At 62.0% G+C, this 20,232-nt stretch carries 19 protein-coding genes and 1 pseudogene; 13 read left to right on the forward strand and 7 right to left on the reverse strand.

All coding sequences use genetic code 11. The features are described 5' to 3' along the window. Nucleotides 1-8: 8 nt before the first annotated feature. The 3 genes from ACYAS9_RS03590 to ACYAS9_RS03600 all read left to right on the forward strand — a co-directional run bounded on the left by ACYAS9_RS03590 (nucleotide 9) and on the right by ACYAS9_RS03600 (nucleotide 3,008). Nucleotides 9-848, forward strand: a complete 840-nt coding sequence (locus ACYAS9_RS03590; protein WP_463567031.1) for a methyl-accepting chemotaxis protein — start codon at nucleotides 9-11, stop codon at nucleotides 846-848. A 108-nt stretch (nucleotides 849-956) separates the two neighbouring features. After that, nucleotides 957-2,222, forward strand: coding sequence for a D-mannose isomerase (locus tag ACYAS9_RS03595; protein ID WP_463566941.1), 1,266 nt, complete (start codon nucleotides 957-959; stop codon nucleotides 2,220-2,222). A 165-nt stretch (nucleotides 2,223-2,387) separates the two neighbouring features. Further along, nucleotides 2,388-3,008 (forward strand): LbetaH domain-containing protein, encoded by a 621-nt coding sequence (locus ACYAS9_RS03600; protein ID WP_463566942.1) that lies wholly within the window; start codon nucleotides 2,388-2,390, stop codon nucleotides 3,006-3,008. Here the strand turns inward: ACYAS9_RS03600 and ACYAS9_RS03605 are convergent. Next, on the reverse strand, nucleotides 2,997-4,091 hold the full coding sequence (locus tag ACYAS9_RS03605; RefSeq protein WP_463566943.1) for an AbrB family transcriptional regulator: 1,095 nt from the start codon (nucleotides 4,089-4,091) through the stop codon (nucleotides 2,997-2,999). The genes ACYAS9_RS03600 and ACYAS9_RS03605 overlap by 12 nt on opposite strands. Before the next feature lie 120 nt (nucleotides 4,092-4,211). Between ACYAS9_RS03605 and ACYAS9_RS03610 the strand changes: the two genes are divergently transcribed. Continuing rightward, nucleotides 4,212-5,114, forward strand: coding sequence for a LysR family transcriptional regulator (locus ACYAS9_RS03610; protein ID WP_463566944.1), 903 nt, complete (start codon nucleotides 4,212-4,214; stop codon nucleotides 5,112-5,114). 69 nt (nucleotides 5,115-5,183) lie between these two features. Continuing rightward, nucleotides 5,184-5,414: a hypothetical protein gene (locus ACYAS9_RS03615; RefSeq protein WP_463566945.1), complete on the forward strand. Its 231-nt coding sequence runs from the start codon at nucleotides 5,184-5,186 to the stop codon at nucleotides 5,412-5,414. 5 nt (nucleotides 5,415-5,419) lie between these two features. On the opposite strand, the gene ACYAS9_RS03620 is transcribed toward ACYAS9_RS03615, so the two are convergent. Then, complete coding sequence (locus tag ACYAS9_RS03620) at nucleotides 5,420-5,932, reverse strand: nucleoside 2-deoxyribosyltransferase (RefSeq protein WP_463566946.1); 513 nt, start codon at nucleotides 5,930-5,932, stop codon at nucleotides 5,420-5,422. A 144-nt stretch (nucleotides 5,933-6,076) separates the two neighbouring features. On the opposite strand from ACYAS9_RS03620, the gene ACYAS9_RS03625 reads away from it, so the two are divergent. Then, nucleotides 6,077-7,747, forward strand: a complete 1,671-nt coding sequence (locus ACYAS9_RS03625) for a VRR-NUC domain-containing protein (protein ID WP_463566947.1) — start codon at nucleotides 6,077-6,079, stop codon at nucleotides 7,745-7,747. A gap of 69 nt (nucleotides 7,748-7,816) precedes the next feature. Here the strand turns inward: ACYAS9_RS03625 and ACYAS9_RS03630 are convergent, their stop codons facing one another. Continuing rightward, nucleotides 7,817-8,128 carry a hypothetical protein gene (locus tag ACYAS9_RS03630; RefSeq protein ID WP_463566948.1) on the reverse strand — a complete coding sequence of 104 codons (312 nt, stop codon included), beginning with the start codon at nucleotides 8,126-8,128 and terminating at the stop codon, nucleotides 7,817-7,819. Between the two features lie 461 nt (nucleotides 8,129-8,589). On the opposite strand from ACYAS9_RS03630, the gene pstS reads away from it, so the two are divergent. From pstS to pstB, 4 genes are all read left to right on the forward strand, one after another. After that, a complete protein-coding gene (pstS, locus tag ACYAS9_RS03635; RefSeq protein ID WP_463566950.1) occupies nucleotides 8,590-9,609 on the forward strand; it encodes a phosphate ABC transporter substrate-binding protein PstS in 1,020 nt (339 codons plus the stop codon). Between the two features lie 86 nt (nucleotides 9,610-9,695). After that, nucleotides 9,696-10,691 carry a phosphate ABC transporter permease subunit PstC gene (gene pstC / locus ACYAS9_RS03640; RefSeq protein ID WP_463566951.1) on the forward strand — a complete coding sequence of 332 codons (996 nt, stop codon included), beginning with the start codon at nucleotides 9,696-9,698 and terminating at the stop codon, nucleotides 10,689-10,691. Continuing rightward, nucleotides 10,688-11,581 (forward strand): phosphate ABC transporter permease PstA, encoded by an 894-nt coding sequence (pstA, locus tag ACYAS9_RS03645; RefSeq protein ID WP_463566952.1) that lies wholly within the window; start codon nucleotides 10,688-10,690, stop codon nucleotides 11,579-11,581. The genes pstC and pstA overlap by 4 nt, the downstream gene beginning before the upstream one ends. Further along, nucleotides 11,581-12,360, forward strand: coding sequence for a phosphate ABC transporter ATP-binding protein PstB (gene pstB, locus ACYAS9_RS03650; RefSeq protein ID WP_459744835.1), 780 nt, complete (start codon nucleotides 11,581-11,583; stop codon nucleotides 12,358-12,360). Before pstA ends, pstB begins: the two co-directional genes overlap by 1 nt. 143 nt (nucleotides 12,361-12,503) lie before the next feature. Here pstB and ACYAS9_RS03655 read toward each other — a convergent pair whose 3' ends face one another. Further along, a complete protein-coding gene (locus ACYAS9_RS03655; protein WP_463566953.1) occupies nucleotides 12,504-13,412 on the reverse strand; it encodes a LysR substrate-binding domain-containing protein in 909 nt (302 codons plus the stop codon). Between the two features lie 161 nt (nucleotides 13,413-13,573). Between ACYAS9_RS03655 and ACYAS9_RS03660 the strand changes: the two genes are divergently transcribed. After that, nucleotides 13,574-14,575, forward strand: coding sequence for an alpha/beta fold hydrolase (locus ACYAS9_RS03660; protein ID WP_463566954.1), 1,002 nt, complete (start codon nucleotides 13,574-13,576; stop codon nucleotides 14,573-14,575). Nucleotides 14,576-14,697: 122 nt separating this feature from the next. Further along, nucleotides 14,698-15,852 carry an HPP family protein gene (locus ACYAS9_RS03665; protein ID WP_463566955.1) on the forward strand — a complete coding sequence of 385 codons (1,155 nt, stop codon included), beginning with the start codon at nucleotides 14,698-14,700 and terminating at the stop codon, nucleotides 15,850-15,852. On the opposite strand, the gene ACYAS9_RS03670 is transcribed toward ACYAS9_RS03665, so the two are convergent. Genes ACYAS9_RS03670 through ACYAS9_RS03680 form a run of 3 tightly spaced genes read right to left on the reverse strand, consistent with a single transcriptional unit; the run spans nucleotide 15,803 to nucleotide 18,899 of the window. Then, nucleotides 15,803-17,113, reverse strand: coding sequence for an NTP/NDP exchange transporter (locus ACYAS9_RS03670; RefSeq protein ID WP_463566956.1), 1,311 nt, complete (start codon nucleotides 17,111-17,113; stop codon nucleotides 15,803-15,805). The genes ACYAS9_RS03665 and ACYAS9_RS03670 overlap by 50 nt on opposite strands. Before the next feature lie 16 nt (nucleotides 17,114-17,129). Continuing rightward, on the reverse strand, nucleotides 17,130-18,062 hold the full coding sequence (locus tag ACYAS9_RS03675) for an aldo/keto reductase (protein ID WP_463566957.1): 933 nt from the start codon (nucleotides 18,060-18,062) through the stop codon (nucleotides 17,130-17,132). A gap of 12 nt (nucleotides 18,063-18,074) precedes the next feature. Continuing rightward, nucleotides 18,075-18,899, reverse strand: coding sequence for an HDOD domain-containing protein (locus ACYAS9_RS03680; RefSeq protein WP_463566958.1), 825 nt, complete (start codon nucleotides 18,897-18,899; stop codon nucleotides 18,075-18,077). Between the two features lie 234 nt (nucleotides 18,900-19,133). Here ACYAS9_RS03680 and ACYAS9_RS03685 point away from each other — a divergent pair. Beyond that, nucleotides 19,134-20,165 (forward strand): annotated as a pseudogene (locus ACYAS9_RS03685) (HAMP domain-containing protein); the annotation flags it as partial. Nucleotides 20,166-20,232: the final 67 nt, after the last annotated feature.

Here is a 20,232-nt window from a genome sequence, read left to right on the forward strand (position 1 = left end):
GCGAAGCCATGCGCCATATCGGCAGCTCGGCGACGCAGCTGGCATCAGCTGCGACCGAGCTGAATTCGGTCACCGAAGACAGCTACCGCGGCCTGCACCAGCAAAACGCCGAGATCGATCAGGCGGCCGCGGCGGTCAACGAAATGACCTCGGCGGTCGAAGAGGTGGCGCGCAATGCGGTGTCGACCTCCGATGCCTCCAGCCACTCCAGCGTCTCGGCCAAGGCCGGGCAGCAGCGGGTGCTCGACACGGTGCAGTCGATCCAGACCCTGACCGACAACGTGCAGTCGACCTCGACACTGGTGCAAAACCTGGCCAACCAGTCGCAGGACATCGGCAAAGTGCTGGATGTGATTCGCTCGATAGCCGAACAGACCAACCTGCTGGCCCTCAACGCCGCCATCGAGGCGGCGCGTGCCGGTGAGTCCGGTCGCGGTTTTGCCGTGGTGGCCGACGAAGTGCGCGCCCTGGCGCATCGCACCCAGCAGTCGACCCTGGAAATCGACACTATGGTCAACGCCATGCGCAACGGCTCGGCACAGGCGCTGGAGTCGATGCAAACCAGCCGCGATCGTGCCGGCTCCACCCTGGAAATGGCCCGTGGTGCCGGTGAGTCGCTGAGCGAGATCACCAGCTCCATCAATCAGATCTCCGAGCGCAACCTGGTCATCGCCAGCGCCGCCGAAGAGCAGGCCCAGGTGGCGCGCGAAGTGGACCGTAACATCGTCAATATCCGCGATCTGTCGATGCAATCGACGCAAGGCGCCAACCAGATCAGCGCCTCCAGCAACGAGCTGTCGCGCCTGGCCGGCGATTTGAGTCAGGTGGTGGCGCGCTTCAAGGTCTGATCTATCTGTCGCTTGCCGATGGCCGACTTTGGCGCGCATCATCGCCACGGTCGGTCAGGGCGCCTTTGAAGTGCCCGGCCATGGTCAGGTCTAAGAGGGCAGCGCGTCATGGACAAGCATCTCACCCCGCAGGTATTCAGCAGTTGGCTGCGTGCGCCGGCCCATCGTCAGTGGCTGAGCCAGGAGGGTATGCGTCTGCTGGGCTTCGCCAAGGCGGCCAGACTGGAACACGGCTTTGGCGACCTGGACACCTATGGCCGGCTGCGAGTGGGGGCCAAGGCGCGGACCCTCAATACCGCGCGGCTGGTGCATTGTTTCTCACTGGCGCACATCCAGGGCATTCCGGGCTTTGCCGAACTGATCGACCATGGCCTGGCCGCCTTGCACGGCCCGCTGCGCGATGCCGAACACGGCGGCTGGTTCGATTCGCCGCTGGACGAAGGCGGGCACACCGACAAACAGGCTTACCTGCACGCCTTCGTGGCACTGGCAGCAAGCTCGGCGATGGTGGCAGGCAGGCCGACGGCGCAGGCGCTGCTCGATGAGGCGACCGGCGTCATCCTTGAGCATTTCTGGAGTGACGAAGAGGGCGCATGGCGTGAGTCGTTCTCGCGCGACTGGCAGGTTGAAGAAGCCTATCGCGGTGCCAACAGCAACATGCACGGCCTTGAAGCCTTTCTGGCACTGGCCGATGTCAGCGGCGACGGCCAGTGGCTGGAGCGCGGACTGCGCATCGTCGAGCGGCTGATTCACCAGCACGCTGCGGCCAACGATTTTCAGGTGATTGAGCATTTCAGCCAGGCCTGGGAGCCACTGCCGGACTACAACAACGATAACCCCGCCCATCCCTTTCGTCCCTATGGCACCACGCCCGGCCACGGTTTCGAGTGGTCGCGCTTGTTGCTGCACCTGGAAGCGGCATTGCTGGATACCCGTTGCAACGCACCGGGCTGGCTGGCCAAGCAGTCTCATCAGTTATTCGACAGCGCCTGCCGGCATGGCTGGGAGGTCGATGGTGCGCCGGGCATCGTCTACACGCTGGATGCCGCCCGCCGCCCGGTGATCCGCCAGCGTTTGCACTGGACCCATTGCGAGGCGGCTGCGGCGGCTGCGGCGCTGTTGCAGCACAGTGGTGAGCCGTTCTATGAAGCCTGGTATCGGCGTTTCTGGGAATTCAACGAAACCCGCTTCATCGACCTGGAACATGGCAGCTGGCGCCACGAGCTGGATCAGAACAACCGCCCCAGCGCCGGGATCTGGCCGGGCAAACCTGACCTCTATCATGCGTATCAGGCGGTGTTGTTGCCGACGTTGCCGCTGGCACGAAGCCTGGCCAGTGGCCTGGCGCTCCAGACGCTGGGCTCCTACAAGTAGGGACGGCAGCGCCAGCCACAAGGCATTTCCGTTTCATTGCAAGACAAAGCGGACGCACATCACGCCTGTCAGGCCATGTGCTTGCCGATGCGCACGCTTGCCCCTAGCCTTGCCGCAACCCTGGCAAATGCCGGGGCGCTTTTTCAAACACCGGAGGAGGTGCGTGTGCAGGTAAGCATTGCGGATTATGTGCAGGGCTGGTCAGCGTCTGCGCTGGCCGGCTGGAGCGCGATGTCGCCCTGGACGCTGGTGGGGCAAGCGGCCCAAATCGTCGAGCGGTTGATCGCCGGGCTGCCGGCCGATGAGTACCGGATCAGTGACCAGATGGCCGTGCATCATTCGGCGGTGGTCGAAGCCGGCGCGGTGCTCAAGGGTCCGTTGATCGTCGGGCCAGGTTGCTTCATTGCCGCTGGCGCCTACCTGCGTGGTGGCTGCTGGCTGGACGCGCACTGCGTGATCGGTCCGGGCGCGGAGCTGAAAACCTCGTTCATGTTTGCCGGCAGCAAGCTGGCGCATTTCAATTTTGTCGGTGATTCGATCCTGGGCGCGGGGGTTAATCTCGAGGCCGGCAGCATTGTCTGCAATTACCGCAACGAGCGTGACGACAAGCAGGTGCTGGTGCGTATCGACGGTCGCCTGCATGGCACGGATTGCGACAAGTTTGGCGCCCTGATCGGCGATGGCGTGCGCCTTGGCGCCAATGCGGTGGTGGCGCCCGGTGCCTTGCTGGCACCGGGTTTTATCGTGCGCCGTGGTCAGGTGTTCGACGCCGAGCTAGCCGGGTGACACCAGGTTCCGGTTGCTGAAGCGGATGATTTGCCGCGCCAGGAAGCTGCCGGTCAGGATCACCCCGAACAACCGCAGGGTTTGCATGGCCAGGACAAAACCGACATCGGCGTGGGTGTCGATGGCGATGATTGCCATGGCATCCAGGCCGCCTGGGCTGGTGGCCAGGTACACCGAGAGAAAGTCCTTGTCCATCAGCCAGGCGATCAACCAGGCCGACAGCGCGCAGAGCACGATCAGCAGCAAGGAGGCGAAGATCATCATCGGCAGGCGGCGCCAGACATAGTCAATGGTCGCCCGGTCGAAGCGCAGGCCGATGTAGCAGCCGATGGCGCCGTAGCCGAAGCCCATGACCCAGCCCGGCAAGTTGATATTCAGTACGCCACTCAGTTGCAGCGCGGTGCCGACCAGTAACGGCACCAGCAGGGCGCCGGCCGGCAGGCGCGAGCCCGGCCAGATGGCGGTCAGAATCACCGCCAGGCTCAGCAGTAGATCAATCGGGTTCAGGGGCTGAACCGCCGTTGCCGCGCTGGCGGTCAATCCGGCGCTGTCAGCGGGGGCGGCCAGCCAGTGACTGACCAGCGCACCGATCACCACCACACAGACCACCCGCACATATTGCATGGTGGCGACCACCCGCGAGTCGGCGCCGTAGTCTTCCGACATCGCGACCATGGCCGATGCCGCACCGGGCGAGGTGCCCCATGCGGCGGTATGGCTGGGGATGCCGGCATAACGCACCAGCACCAGGCTGACCACGGCGCTGAGCAGCACGGTAAATACCGTGGCCAGCAACATGATGTGCCAGGACTGCAAGGCCACCAGCAGTACGCCGAGGCTCATGGCGTGGGCGATCAACACCCCGACGGCGCCCTGGCCCAGCTGGAACATGACGCGCGGCATGCGAATGGTGGCGCCGGACACGCCAAAACCGATGGCCACCAGCATGGGGCCGAGGAACAAGGCGGCGGGGATGGTCAGCAGGACAAACAATTGACCGACGACGCCGGCGGTCAGGATCAGTGCCAGCCATTGACTGGCCGGCGACAGGGTGGGCAGGGCGAAGCGGGCGGTGCGTGGCAAGGAGTGGCTCCTCGAGAGGGATCAACAACCCGTGTGAGTCGGGTGCGAGCAGTATCGGGGCTTGAACTTATCAAGTCTATTTTCTAATAATCATGAATTGATAACTTTGGTTGATGAATCATGGACCTGCGCGACCTGACCTATTTCGAAACCATCGCCGAACTCGGGCACCTGGGCCGTGCGGCCCAGAAGCTCAATCGCAGCCAGCCGGCGTTGACCAAGAGCATTCAGCGGCTGGAAGAATCGTTTGGCACGCGCTTGTTCCAGCGCGATGGCCGGCGAATCAAGCTGACCCCGGTCGGCGAGTTGCTCAAGGCGCGAGGCAAGGAACTTCAGCAAAGCATCGCCCAGACCCAGCGCGAGGTCCGCGACTTTGCCAGCGGCCTGGTGGGTAACATCCGCGTGGGTTGCGCCGCGACCATGGCCGAACACTTGTTGCCCAAGCTCACCTCGGCCTTGCTGCAACGCGCGCCGGACCTGACCTTCAAACTGGTCATCGGCCAGGATGACCTGCAACGCGAAGCGCTCAATGCCGGGCAACTGGACATGATCATCTGCACGTTGATCCCGGAGCATGAACAGCTGGAGACCTTTCCGGTCTTCGAAGACGAACTGGTGGTGATCGCCAGCCAGCATCACCCGATCTTCGACTCGGGCCTGCAGATGCGCGACCTCTGCGATTACCGCTGGGTGCTGCCGCCGATTGGCGTGTCATCGCGCAAATGGCTGGATGCAACCTTTGCCGCGCACGACCTGCCGTTGCCGGTGGTGCAGATCGAAGCCAACTCCATCTCGTTGCTGCCGGGGCTGATCGCGCAGACCAATCTGCTCAGTTACATCGCCCGCGAAAGCCTGGAATTTGGCCGCAACATGCAACACCTGCGCGAGGTGCCGGTGGCTGAGGCGACCATGAAACGCACCGTCGGTGTGACGGTACGTAAAGGCGCCTACCGGTCGCCGGCGGCCGAGGACATGCTGGGTTTGCTGCGCGACCACGGCAATGATTTTCTGAGCTGGACGTGAGCCCGGACAAGGCCTGAAGATAGTGGCAGAACAACCACTTGAGACTTTTCCTATAGGAGTACGACCCCGATGGATAACTTTTCACTGACGACGCACAGCCGGGTCTGCAACCCGTTTCTGCACATCGACACGTTGCATCTGGGAGGCGACCAGTCGCCGCTCAATGACGCCGACGCCGATGAAGACAACGATGTTGAGGTTTACCTGGACCCGGACCTGCTCGGCCTGGATGATTTTGCCGATGCCGACAAGCTTGACCCCAGCTACACCGGCGACATTGGATCTTCATCGATCAACTGAGTCGATCAACTGACATTGGCTTCAGTCCGCGCCAGATAACGCGCCAGCGCCTCGGCGCCCAGCTCTACGCTGGAGCTGGCCCCGACCCAGCTACACGCCAGCATCAGGTTGCGCGGCAGGCCGAAATCCTCCACCAGCAGGCCAAGGGCATCCAGCCCTTGCGCGTCATGCGGCACTTGCTCACGCAGGGTGCCGGTGGTTTTCAGGTAGGCCCACACCGGTTTGCCCAGTGCCACCGCCATGCCGACCTCAAAGGCGGTGCCCGAGTCAGGCTCCTGGCCACGAAACGTATTGAGGTTGGCCAGCACCGCATGACAGCGCTGGATCATCGCGATGTTCTGTTGGTAGATCTGCCGCGCCGTTTCCTGTGGCGTCAGGCCGGGCGTGACCTCGTTGTCGAACGGATACAACCCCTGCAGGCCATGGGCGGCGCACAGGTCCTTGAGATAGTGACCGTGCGCGATGGCATCGGGGCGGAACACATCGAAACCGGCCAGGTAAATCAACGGTGTGTGCATGACGGCGCTCCTGTGTGGCGTGGGGCGATTCTAAAGGGTCGGCCTGATGTCTGCCTGCCACTGATCGGGACGAACGGTTGCACACTGGAATCTGTACGCATAGCCAGTATCCTTGGCGAGTCTTTGACTTGCCCGAATCGACCCGTGAACAGCTCTCCTCTCGACAATCCGCTTTATTACCTGGTCAATTTCCAGCAGGTGCTGGCCTGGATTGCCCAGCGCTACGATGACCTGCTCGATGAACAAGAGCGGCATTTCATCCGCACCTTCGCTGACTTGCCGACCGCTTCCCAAGGCTTGCTGGTGCGCATGGTCATGCGCAAGGGCACGCTGTTTCGTGCCAGCAAACTCAGCTATGCCGAACTGGGCGACACCTTGCAGGCGGTGCAGCCGTTACTGGCGCTGGGCTGGGTCGATGCCCGCCCGCCGCTGGACCTGGCGGCGTTGTTCAACCTGTTGCGCAAGGACGAACTGGCCCAGTGTTTCAAAGCCCACGCGACCAAAGGCGCCGAGCGCAAGCCGCAGTGGTTCGAGCGCCTGTTGCCGCTTTACCCGGACGCGCAGCCGCTGGCGTCGTGGCACCCGCAACTCGACGATGCCGTTCTCAGCCTGAGCGTGATGGAGCTGTGCGACCGCCTGCGCCTGTTGTACTTCGGCAACCTGCACCAGGAGTGGTCGCAGTTCGTGCTGGCCGATCTGGGCATCTACCGGTTTGAAACGGTCGGTTTTTCGCCCGATTCGCGCGGCATTACGGCGCGCGCCGATATCGATGTTTGCCTGCAATTGCATGCCTGCCGCGAAGCGCTGGCGCTGCTGGCTGAGCAGGGTGGCGAACTGGCGCCGCTGGCAGTGCGCGCGCTGGCCATCGACACCCGCAACGAATGGCTGCGCATGCGTCGCGCCAAGCTGCTGTTTCTTATCGGCCAGCAGGCCGAGCGGGCGCAGGACTGGCCGCTGGCGCTTCAGGTCTATGCCGACTGCGGCTATCCCGGTGCCCGCTCGCGGCGTATCCGGGTGCTGGAACGCAGCGCTGAATATGCCCAGGCCATGACCTTGCTGGAGCAGGCCCGCAGCACCCCTGAAAGCGATGCCGAAATCCAGCACCTGCAACGGGTACTGCCGCGCCTGCAGCGCAAGCTGGGCCTGGCCGCCGCACGTCGAGCAAAGGCACGCGAGGTGAAACGCATCGATCTGAGCGTGCCGCTGCAAGTGGGCGTCAGCGTCGAGCATCGAGTGGGTCTGCATCTGGCCGAGGAGGGCGCCGAGGTGCATTACGTCGAGAACACGCTGATCAATTCGCTGTTTGGCCTGTTGTGCTGGCAGGCCATTTTTGCGCCGCTGCCGGGCGCGTTCTTTCACCCGTTCCACAGCGGCCCGAGCGACCTGCACAGCCCGGATTTCTATACCCGTCGCGCAGCCTTGTTCGACGCCTGTCTGGCGACGCTGGAGTCGGATGCCTGGCAAACGGTGATCCGCGAGCATTACCACAGCAAGCACGGTTTGCAGTCGCCGTTCGTATTCTGGAATGTGCTCAGCCCGCAGCTGCTGGACGTGGCCATGCAATGCCTGCCGGCCGCCCATTTGCGCCACTGGTTTACCCGCCTGTTGCAGGACATCAAGGCCAACCGCACCGGCATGCCCGACCTGATCCAGTTTTACCCGGCGCAGCGTCGTTACCGAATGATCGAGGTCAAGGGGCCGGGCGACCGTTTGCAGGACAACCAGCTGCGCTGGCTGGACTTCTGCGCGCAGCACGAGATGCCGGTCGAGGTGTGTTACGTGCAATGGGAACAAGAAGCAGCGGCAAGCTGTTAGCTTCAAGCTGCAAGTCAAGGCAGTGCGCGATTGGCACTTACTTGCAGCCTGAGGCGTGCAACGTGAGGCTTAGTTAGTGATCGGTTTGCCCGACGGGGTAGTGGTGGTGCTGTCGTGGGTGGTGCCATGGCCGTCGTGTGTGGTGGTCTTGCCGTGGTCTTTACCGTGCTGGGTGTCGGTGCCGCTTTCCTGAGTGCCGGTCTTGGCGCCCTGGGTATTGGACGTATTGCGGTCCGTGGTTGGAGCGCCATCGGTGCCGGGCAGCTTGGTCGCATTGGTGTTGACCGGGTTGGTCGGACCGGTCGAACCGGCCATTGCGGTGCCAGACAGAGCAGTGAGCAAGCCAGTGAGAGCCAGGATAGTCAGTCGGTTGGTGCGCATGATTCAAACTCCATGAATGGGCATACATGTCTTGGTCTTGAAGCGGCGAGTATAGGTGCCCTGCAAGCCGACGAACGGTATCAGATTGAGATCATCCCGCTTAATACCACCCCATAAATTCTCGGGGTGTCTCTTACGACTGTGCAACTTTCTGTCATCGGCAGGCTGGCCGGGGTGAACGCAAAAGCCCGGTTTTTGACAGTTTGACTACAGTGCTGGCGATCTAATATTGGCAGGTATTGGCCGTTTGCCATTAAGTTCCGCCAGACCCTTCATACCCCCATAAACATTGGCTCCTGCACCGTCAAAACGGGTTGTTTGTGTAAGCCATCGCCTACAAATCCCTGTCGAAAACCGCGCTCATCGAACGTTTGTCATTAAACAGCAACATTTCAGGTTTTAAATCCGCCTCGGGCCTCCTTAGTGACCACCCACAATTTCTCCTGGATCGAGGTATTCCCGTGACACTGCTGACTAAAACACGCTTGTCTGTTCTGCTCGCTTCGCTGTGCCTGAGCGGCATGGCCCACGCAGTTGACGTAACGGGCGCCGGTTCGAGTTTCGTTTTTCCGGTAATTTCCAAGTGGTCGCAGGACTACACCAAGGCCAAGCCTGAAAACCGCATCAACTACCAGTCGATCGGTTCGGGCGGCGGTATCGCTCAAATCAAGGCGGCCACCGTTGACTTCGGCGCCTCCGACGCCCCGATGTCGGCTGAAGACCTGAAAGCCGCAGGCCTGGGTCAATTCCCAAGCGTGATCGGCGGTATCGTGCCAATCGTCAACATCGATGGCATCGAAAGCGGCAAGCTGAAGCTCGATGGCGAAACCCTGGCCAAGATCTTCCTGGGCGACATCAAGAAGTGGAACGACCCTGCTCTGGTCGCGTTGAACCCTGGCGTTACCCTGCCTGCCACTGACATCACCGTGGTTCGTCGTTCCGACGGCTCGGGCACCACTTACAACTTCACCAACTACCTGAGCAAGGTCAGCCCCGAGTTCAACGAGAAGCTGAAATTCGGCTCTACCGTTGTCTGGCCAGTGGGCGTGGGCGGCAAGGGTAACGAAGGTGTGTCGGCTTACGTCAAGCAGATCAAAGGTTCGATCGGCTACGTGGAACACTCCTACGCCACCAGCAACAAACTGGCCTACACCCAGCTGAAAAACGCCTCCGGCAAGTTCATCACGCCAGACGCCAAAGCCTTTGCCGACGCAGCCGCTACCGCTGACTGGGCAAACGCCAAGGACTTCGGCCTGATCATGACCAACGCCCCGGGCGAGAACGCATGGCCGATCACTGCGACGACCTGGATCATCATGTACAAGCAGGCCAAGAACGAAGAGAAGAGCAAGGCTGCCTTTGACTTCTTCAAGTGGTCCCTGGAAAACGGTCAGTCCCAGGCTGCCTCCCTGGACTACGTAGCGCTGCCAGAGCCACTGGTCAAGCGTGTGCAGGACTACTGGAAAGCTGAGTTCAAGTAATAGCGATTCAAGCCTGAACCTCACCCCTGTCATCGGACGTGCCAACGGTCCGGTGACAGGGGATTTTCCTTGCGAGTGGATTCAACATGACTGAAAACACCCAATACCTGTCCACTGAGCTCAGCGCCGATATGTCCGAGAGCGAGAAGCGCGCCAAGCGGGATCATCGTCACGATGTGTGGTTTCGGCGAGTGCTGCAAAGCTCGGCCATGCTCGTGCTGGTACTGCTGGGCTGTATTGCCTTGTCGACCTTGTGGGGCGGCGCACTGGCGTTCGAGACGTTCGGTTTTGGTTTCCTGACCAGCACCGAGTGGGACGTCAACGCCGGCAAGTTCGGTGCCCTGGTTCCGATCTACGGCACCCTGGTCACCTCTTTTCTGGCCTTGCTGATCGCGGTCCCCGTGAGTTTCGGCATCGCCATTTTTCTGACTGAAGTCGCGCCGCCATGGCTGCGCATGCCCATCGCCTCGGCCATCGAGCTGCTGGCGGGCATTCCTTCGATCATCTACGGCATGTGGGGCCTGTTTGTATTCGGTCCGTTCATGGCCGCTCATATTTCGCCCTGGATCACTGAGAACCTCGGCGCGTTGCCGCTGATCGGTGGCCTGTTTCAGGGCCCGCCACTGGGCATCGGCATGCTGACTGCCGGTATCGTGCTGGCGATCATGATCATCCCGTTCATCACCTCGGTGATGCAGGAAGTGTTTCGCACGGTCCCGACCACCCTTAAAGAGTCGGCCTACGCACTGGGCAGCACGACCTGGGAAGTGGTCTGGGACATCGTTCTGCCTTACACCCGTTCGGCCGTAGTAGGCGGTGTGTTCCTGGGCCTGGGTCGCGCCCTGGGCGAGACCATGGCGGTGACCTTCGTTCTGGGCAACGCCATCCAGTTCTCCGGCTCGCTGATGATGCCAAGCAGCTCCATCGCCTCGGTCATCGCCAACGAGTTCAACGAGTCCTACACCGACTTGCACCGCTCGGCACTGATTGCCCTGGGCTTCCTGTTGTTCATCGTGACCTTCGTCGTGCTGGCGCTTGCACGTCTGATGCTGTCTCGCCTGTCGCGCAAGGAGGGGTTATGAGTCAAGACATCGTCAAGGCCAAGTCCAACGAGAGCCTGTATCGCAAGCGCGATATCAAGAACAAGCTGGCCATGGTCCTCAGCTGCAGCGCCACCGCGTTCGGCCTGTTGTGGCTGGTGTGGATTCTGATGACCACCATCATCGAAGGCCTCAGCGCCCTGAACCTGCAACTGTTCACAGGCATGACCCCACCGCCTGGCACCGAAGGCGGTCTGGCCAACGCCTTCTACGGCAGCATCTTGATGTCGCTGATGGGCCTGCTGATCGGTACCCCGATCGGTCTGATGGCCGGTGTGTGGCTGGCCGAATACGCCCGCTATTCGAAGCTGGGCAACACCGTGCGCTTCATCAACGACATTCTGCTGTCGGCACCGTCGATTGTGTTGGGTCTGTTTGTCTACACCGTGGTGATCCTGCCGCTCAACTCGCTCAGCGGCCACCAGATCGGTTTCTCGGCACTTGCCGGCGGCATCGCCCTGGCCTTGCTGGTGATTCCGGTTGTCGTGCGCACCACCGATGAAATGATGCAACTGCAGCCGACCACCATGCGCGAAGCCGCGCTGGCCCTGGGCGTGCCACAGTGGAAACTGACCATGCAGATCGTCCTGCGCGCCGCCAAGGCGGGCGTGGTCACCGGTATCCTGCTGGCCTTGGCGCGCATCACCGGCGAAACCGCGCCGCTGCTGTTCACCGCTTTCGGCAACCAGTTCTGGAGCAGCGACCTGCTCAAACCGATCGCCAGCGTTCCGGTGGTGGTCTTCCAGTACGCCATGAGCCCGTTCGATGACTGGCACGCTCTGGCCTGGGCCGGCGCCCTGGTCATGACCATGTTCGTACTGATCCTGAGCCTGCTGTCCCGCTTAATTCTTCTGCGCAATAAGGCGTCCTGATGAACACTCTTTCTCTTGCGAACGAAAAAACCAAGATTCAGGTACGTGGCCTGGAGTTCTTCTACAACAATCAGAAGTCGCTGAAGTCCATCGACATGATGATTCCCGAGAAGCGCATCACGTCCATCATCGGCCCGTCCGGCTGTGGCAAGTCGACCCTGTTGCGTGTGTTCAACCGCATCTACTCGATGTACCCCAAGCAGGAAGCCAAGGGCGAAGTCTTGCTCAACGGTGAAAACATCCTGGACCCGAGCTACTCGATGAACCGCCTGCGCAGCCACGTAGGCATGGTGTTCCAGAAGCCGGTGCCGTTCCCGATGTCGATCTTCGACAACATCGCCTACGCCATCCGCCACCACGAGAAACTCTCGCGCCGCGAAATGGAAGACCGCGTCGAGCAGGCCCTGCGCGGTGCCGCGCTGTGGGATGAGGTCAAGGACAAGCTCAAGCAAAGCGCCACCGGCCTGTCCGGTGGTCAGCAACAGCGTCTGTGCATCGCCCGCACCATCGCCCTGCGCCCGCAGGTTCTGCTGCTGGACGAGCCGACCTCGGCACTCGACCCGATCTCGACCGGCCGTATCGAGCAGTTGATCACCGAGCTGAAAGAGCAGTTCACCGTGATCATCGTGACCCACAACATGCAACAGGCCGCACGTTGCTCGGACTACACCGCGTTCATGTTCCTCGGCGAACTGATCGAACACGGCGACACCGACACCATCTTCACCAAGCCGTCCAAGACCCAGACCGAAGACTACATCACCGGTCGTTTCGGCTGATTCAAAGGCTTGATACAGACGTATCGCTGCACATCGAATCCGTAGGAGCGAGCGCAAGCTCGCGAATGGGCCAGCACCTTCAGCCCATTCTCAGCATTCGCGAGCTCTACGCTCGCTCCTGCGGGATCGCCGCCCGGCAGCGCCTACTCCCTTTCCCCCATGAATGCTTCGATCCGTTCGCGCAGCCAGCGCTCGGCCGGGTCGCTGTCCATCACGCTCAGCCAGGTCATCGACAGGTCCAGCCCCGGTGTCTCGAACGGCAGCGGTTCATTACGCAGCAAGCCCAGTGCGCTCATGGCCGTGGCGGCGAAGTCCGACAGGTTGGCAATCATGTCGGTGCCGGCCAGCAAGGCGGGCAGGGTGGTGAAGCGTGGCACCGAGATCACTACCTGGCGCTTGCGCCCGATCGCTTCAAGCCACTCATCGGCAAAGCTGCTGACGCTGGCGACATGCGACACCACCACATGCGGCCTCGAGCAGTATTCGTCCAGGGTCATCGGCGTGCTCGAGCTGTCGGCGCGGACCACATGGGGCCGGCAGTTGCGCAGGCGCTTGCGCTTGGCATTGGCCGGCAAATCGCGGGTCAGGCACACGCCCACGGTGATCTCGCCGGACATCAGCAAATCAGAGATATTCCAGTAATCGGCATGCTTGACCACCAGCACGATGCCCGGCGCTTCCTGGCGCAGGGCGCTCAATAGCGCCGGCAGCAGGCCGAACTCGACATCGTCCGACAGGCCTATGCGAAAGGTCAGGGTGCTGACCGCCGGATCGAAGTCGCGGGTCAGGCTCAATGCCGTGGACATCGCATCCAGCGCCGGCGTCAGGTGCCTGAGGATTTCATGCGCGCGCGCCGTGGGCTCCATGCGATGCCCGACCCGCACGAACAACGGATCGTTGAGCAGGTGGCGCAGGCGATTGAGCGCTGCACTGATGGTCGGCTGGCCGAGAAACAGCTTTTCGGCGGCGCGGGTCACATTGCGCTCCTGCATCAGGGTCTCGAACACCACCATCAGGTTGATATCCGCCTTGCGCAGCTCGTTACGATTCATATTTTTCCTTCAAACCGGACAGACAGAGTGCGGCACATGCTTGGGTTGTCGGCCACTCGCTCATTTTTTGCAATGTATTTCCCTGTAAGACAAGGCATTTCATAGAGGACTTGCGGTCTCTGTGCAGTACATTTTCGTCTTTATGACCAAGGAGTTGTTCGATGCAGGCTGCAAAGATTGCTGCTCTGGTAATGGCCATGGCCGTGCCCACCGTCGCGCTGGCCGACACCCCAAGCTATGGCGAACGGCTAGAGGGCTTCAGCTATCCCCATCCGCTCAAGCAGTTCGGCTTCCAGTCGCAGGGCCAGAAACTGGAGATGGGCTACATGGACGTCGCACCGACCGCCAAGGCCAATGGTCGCACCGCCGTATTGCTGCACGGCAAGAATTTTTGCGGCGCGACCTGGGAAGCGACCATCACGTCACTGACCCAGGCCGGCTACCGGGTAATCGCGCCGGACCAGATCGGCTTTTGCACCTCCACCAAGCCTGCGCACTATCAGTACACCTTCCAGCAACTGGCGCTCAACACCCGCGCCTTGCTCGATCAGTTGGGCATCGACAAGGTCTCGCTGGTGGGTCACTCCACCGGCGGCATGCTCGCCACCCGCTTCGCGCTGATGTACCCGCAGCAGACCGAGAAGCTAGTGATGGTCAACCCCATTGGCCTGGAAGACTGGAAAGCGCTGGGCGTGCCGTACCGCAGTGTCGATCAGTGGTATGAGCGCGAGCTGAAAACCAGCGCCGAAGGCATTCGCCAGTACGAGCAGAAAACCTATTACGACGGTCGCTGGAAGCCTGAGTACGACAAGTGGGTCGACATGCTCGCCGGCCTGTTCAAGGGCCCGGGCCGCGAGGCCGTGGCGTGGAACTCGGCGCTGATCTACGACATGATTTACACCCAGCCGGTGTACCACGAGTTCCCCAACCTCAAGGTGCCCACCGTGTTGATGATCGGTGACCGCGACACCACCGCGATCGGCAGCGACATCGCTCCGCCTGAGGTCAAGGCGAAGATCGGCAAGTACCAGGAACTGGGCAAGCAGGTCGCCAAACTGATTCCCGGTGCCAAACTGGTGGAGTTCAAAGGGTTGGGGCACGCACCGCAAATGGAAGAACCGGAGCGTTTCCACCAGACCTTGCTGAGCGGATTGCAACTGTAGGAGGCGCTTTCGCCACGAAGGTCATATTCCACCTCACGGAAAAACCGCGTTACCATCGGGCATTATTTGACTATTGACCGCCCGTTCAGCGGGCGGCTGCTTCTCGACTTTAAAGACTGCCCATGCCCGATACTCAATCTCCCGAGCCCTCTTTGCGGGCTCGCCTGAGCGCCACTTTGCGGGCGTTCTGGCCCGCACCTCATGCCATCGATAACCTTGAACGCGTGCGCGCCAGCACGGGCGCGGCGCTGGGCATTCTGCTGGTCGCTTTTTGCGCCGCCCTGTGGCTCAACGGCAACGCCGCTCATGAACATGGCCTGCTGGCGTTCGCCCTGGTAGCCCCGCTGGGCGCCAGCGCGGTGCTGGTGTTTGCCGTGCCGTCCAGCCCGTTGGCCCAGCCATGGTCGGTGGTGGGCGGCAACACATTGTCGGCGTTGATCGGCATTGCTTGCTGCAAGTGGGTACCCGACGCCACCCTGGCCGCCGCGCTGGCGGTGGGCCTGTCGATTGCGCTGATGCTGGCCCTGCGTTGCCTGCATCCACCGGGCGGGGCTTCGGCGTTATTGATGGTGCTGATCGGCTGCGATCACTTTGCTTTCGCCTTCAGCCCGGTGCTGATCGACTCACTGCTGCTGGTCGGTGCCGGGCTGATCTACAACAACCTCACCGGGCGGCGCTGGCCGCATGTATCGTTGCCGGTCAAGGCCGAGACCCGCCTGCATCGCAGCGACCTGGACGCGGTGCTGACGCGCTATAACCAGATTCTCGACGTCAGCCGCGATGACCTGGAGTCGCTGCTCGAACAGGTCGAAGCGCTGAATTTTCAGCGCACCGTGGGCGAGCTGCGTTGCAGCGACGTGATGACCAAAGACCCGCTGACCGTGCGCCAGGAGACATCCTTGCGCGAGGCCTGGGCCTTGATGCGCGAGCGGCGGATCAAGGCGCTGCCGGTGACCGACCGCCAGCAGCACTTGCTGGGCATCCTCACCGTGGCTGACTTCATGGGCCAGATCGACCTGGATGTACACGACGGCATTGCCTGGCGTTTGCGCTCGCTGGTTCGGCCAAGAAAAAACGACGATGTGCGCAGCGTGGGCCAGATCATGACCCGCACCGTGCGTGTTTCAAGCAGCGACCGCTTGCTGCTCGACCTGGTGCCGGTGTTTTCCGACAACGGTCACCGGCACATCCCGATCATCGATGAGCGCCAGCGGCTGGTGGGCATCATCACCCAGTCTGACCTGATTCGCGCGTTGTACCGTGCGGTGCGCAGTTGACGCTGTGCGCCCGGCCCAGGCGCACGCCGGTATAAGCCCAGACCAGCGCCAGCCCGGCACCGATGAACATGGCCAGCGACGGGTGATCGCCCAGCAAGTCCAGGCCGCGCTTGAGCCAGCCGCTGATGGCATCGCCGCCGCGATAGACCACGGTGTCGATAAAGTTCTTGGCCTTGTACTTCTGCTCCGCTGAAATCACCGTGTACAGCATCTCTCGCCCCGGCCGCACGAGTGCGTATTCCCCGGCGCGGCGCACCACCATGACCACGGCGAATACGGCAAACACCGGTGAAAAGGCCAGGGCGACAAAGCCTGCCGCGACCACCAGCGGCACCGCGACCAGCAGCACAGTGACGCCCAGCCTTTGCGCGATGCGCCCGGTGAAAAACAGCTGGGTCAGGATCGCCAGGGTCTGCACCACGGTATCGAGCAAGCCAAACACCTGGGTTTGCCGGGTACGGTCAGGAAAGTGCTCGGCGACGATGCGGGCCTGCTCGAAGTACAAAAAGGTGTTGGCGCTGGCGAGCAAAATTACAAACAGCGCAATGCCCAGCAGAAACGGTGATTTCAATACCGCCGTGGCGCCGGACCAGGGATTGCCGCCCAGCGGCTTGCGCCGTTCCACCGTGTCTTGAGTCGACAACGGCTCACGCTCGCGCCAGCGCAACAAGGTGAGGGCGGCCAGCAGGCTGGCGCCGAGCATCACCGCCGACAGCACCAGCAGACCGGCATGCCCCAGCGGTGCGACCAGCAGAGTGCCGAGCAGCGGCCCCAGCAGCCCGCCAAAGCTGGCGCCACCGGCCATCAGGGCGAACACGCGCTTGGCTTGATCGTTGGTGAACACATCGGCCAGCACGCTCCAGGCCAGAGAAATGCTCACCAGGTTGAACACCGACAACCAGACATAAAACAGCCGCCCGACCCAGACGTCTTCCGGGTTGAGCCGCAACGCCAGGGCAAAGCCCAGTAGATTCAGGACGAAAAAGCCAAATACCCCGCTGACCAGTTTCTGCCGGCTCAGGTGTGAGGCCAGCCAGCCGAAGATCGGCAGCACCACAAGGGTGGCGACAAAGGTGGCGGTGAACAGCCATTGCAGATTATCGATGCCGCCGGCCAGGCCCATGACCTCGCGCACCGGGCGCAACATGAAATAGCCGGTGAACAACAGCGTGAACATCAACAGGCCGGTGCCGACCACCCGTTCTTCACCGGGCAAAATATTGAAGACCCGGCGCAAGCGGGCGGGGAGTGCAGCCGGCATAAATGACTCCGGGCGTTCAGCCGATGATTTCGATCAGCGATTGACGCTGTGCCTGGCTCAAGGGTTCACCCAGGCCGGCCAACAAGTTATCACGCTGACGCTCCGGCCGGCCGGTGGCCGGAATCACCGCCGTGACCGCAGGGTTGCTCAGGGCAAAACGCAGAAAGGCCTGGGCCCACGAGGTGATGCCGACTTCGGTGGCCCAACCGGGCAATGCCTTGTCCTTGACCCGGGCAAACAGCTTGCCGTCGTCGAAAGTGCGGTTGACCAGCACCGCCACGCCCAGCTCCTTCGCGATCGGAAAGACCTTGTGTTCGGCGCCACGGGTCGAGACTGAATAATTGACCTGTAGGAAATCCGGCTTGCCCAGACGCACAGCCTCGGCCAGGTCGTTATGGCCGCTTTCCAGGTAATGGGTCAGGCCGCTGTAACGGGTCTTGCCCTGTGCCTTGAGCTCATTGATCAACGCCAGTTGGGTTTTCCAGTCTTGCAGGGTATGCACCTGCAACAGCTCGACCCGCTCGGTTTTCAAGGCTTGCAGCGAACGCTGGAACTGCGCCAGCCCGGCGTCGCGGCCGCGGGTGCCGATCTTGGTGGCAAGAAACGCTTTATCGCGCAGCCCCAGCTCGGCCAGCAACTCGCCCAGCACCGCCTCGGCACGCCGATAACCGGGTGCGGTGTCGATCAGCGTCGAGCCGCCGCTGAAAAACGTCTGCAATACCTGGCGCAAGGGATCGCGTTCGGCGGCGCTGGCGCCCACATCGAAACTGCCCGAAGTGCCCATGCCGATGACCGGCAGTTGTTCGCCAGTGGCCGGGATCGGCCGCGATTGCGGGCCGGTGCCGCTTGCCAGAGTGCTGGCCGCCTGCGCGACCGGCCAGCGGCTGGACAGGGCCAGCCCGGCGGTCATGGCTGCCATGGCGCCCAGGACAGTTCTGCGTGTGGTCATCCGTTACCTCCGTCAGCTCAGCAATTGCGCAAATGCCTTGTCGGCCTCCAGCACTGCCGGCAGTTTTTCGAACAGGGCGGTAAGATCGATGCCTTCCAGTAAAGGCCCGTTGACCGCTTCCTGGGCCTGGGGCGTGGCGCCGCCGTATTCATCCAGTGCCTCGGCAATCACGATCGCCTGGGCGACAATGCGCGGCAGCGGCGCCTCTTGCGGGGCCTGCATCGGCCGCGCCTGGTAGGCGATGGCTTGCTGGATCACCTGTGGCAGATGCCAGCGCCGCGCCAGTTCAGCACCGACTTCCGGATAACCGAAGCCCAGGTGCAGGGTTTCATTGGCGATCCGTCCGGAGCCGCCTGCGCGGGTAGCGTTGTTAAGGCGCTCGGCCACCGCCGGCGCACCGGTCTGGATCAGCAGCTCACCGATGTTGTGCATGACCCCGCAGGTAAACGCGATTTCAGGGTCCGCGCCACTCTGTTTGGCCAGCAGCCGTGCAATCCCGGCGACTTCGAAGCTCTTGAGCCAGAACCCTTTGAGGTCGAAATTGGGCACCGCCTTGAACGCCCCGGTCGCCGCCGAGGCCATGACCAGCGTGCGCAGGGTATTGAAGCCCAGGCGCAGGGCGGCGTCTTCGATGCTCGATGACTCGCGCGAGCCGCGAAACCGCGCCGAGTTGGCCAGGCGCAGGATCTTGGCGGCAATCACCGGATCCTTTTCGATATTGCGGGCAATGCTTTCAAGGTCCGAAGACGGATTGTCAAATTGCAGCATCAGGTCCTGGGCAACCTTGGGAATGCTGGGGAGACTCTGCAAATCGGCAAACAGCTTTTCAATATCCATGTGGGCGCATCCTCATTACGTCGGGATGCTTGCAACGATAGTCAGTATTTTTACACCTGCACGTTTTGCCCGTCGGGTTGAGAAACAGCGCGCAATACCGCGCGGAAAATCGACAGTCTGTACCGTGAAAAGTGGCGTAACAGACCGGCGGGCGATTTGTCATGAAAAGCCGTCCAGCGTGTGATATCAAGGCGCCTTTATTAGTAGTGGCTATCAGCCGAAACAGGTTTTACGATGAAGAGTCTGGGTTTCAGCAAAAAAATCCTTCTGGCAGCGGCCTTGACGGTCGGTGTGGCGTTTACCGTGTTTATCGTGGTCAACGATTACCGGCAGCGCCAGACCTTGCAGGCCAATGTCCAGGCTGAACTGGCCCAATTGGGCAGCCTGACCACGCAGAACATTCAGACCTGGCTGGAAGGCCGCACCCAGTTGCTGCAATCGCTGGCCCAGCAGGTCGCGGTCGACGGCCAGGAGCCTGCGCAGTTGCAGCGGGCAATCAACCTGCCGGCGTATACCGACAACTTTCAGTTGAGCTATTTCGGCGGCGCCGATGGCCTGATGTTTTCCGTTCCGGCCGGCAACCGCCCCAGCGATTACGACCCGCGTGCGCGCGGCTGGTACAAGGCGGCGCAAAGCGCCGGCAAGAGCGTGGTCACCGAACCCTATATCGCCAGCTCCACCGGCAAACTGGTGGTGACCATCGCCACGCCGGTCAACCGCCAGGGGCAACTGATCGGTGTGGCCGGTGCCGACATGTCGCTGGACAGCCTCAGCAAGACCATCAATGCGCTGAATTTTGGCGGCCACGGCTATGCGTTTATCGTCAGTGCCGAGGGCAAGATTCTGATTCACCCCGACAGCAATCGGGTGCTCAAGCCGCTCAGCGAGGCGTACCCGGACAACACGCCTAAAGTCGCCGCCGGGGTCAGCGAGATCGAGTCGGCCGGCAAGGCCGAGATCATTTCGTTCACGCCGGTCGAAGGGCCGACCTCCAGCCGCTGGTATGTCGCGCTGGTGCTGGAACACGATGCGGCCTACGCGATGCTGGGCGAATTCCGCAGCTCGGCGATCACCGCCATGCTGGTGGTGGTGCTGGCCGTCATCCTGATCCTGGGCCTGCTGATTCGCGCCTTGATGCAGCCGTTGCACCAGATGGGCCGGGCCATGCGCGATATCGCGGCCGGCGAGGGCGACCTGACCAAGCGTTTGAGTGTCACCTCGCAGGACGAGTTCGGCGAGCTGGCGGGCTCGTTCAATCAGTTCGTCGAACGCATCCACACCTCGATCCGCGAAGTGGCCTCGACTGCCGGCCAGTTGGGCGAAGTGGCCAGCC

The organism is Pseudomonas sp. HP_08 (assembly GCF_055284095.1).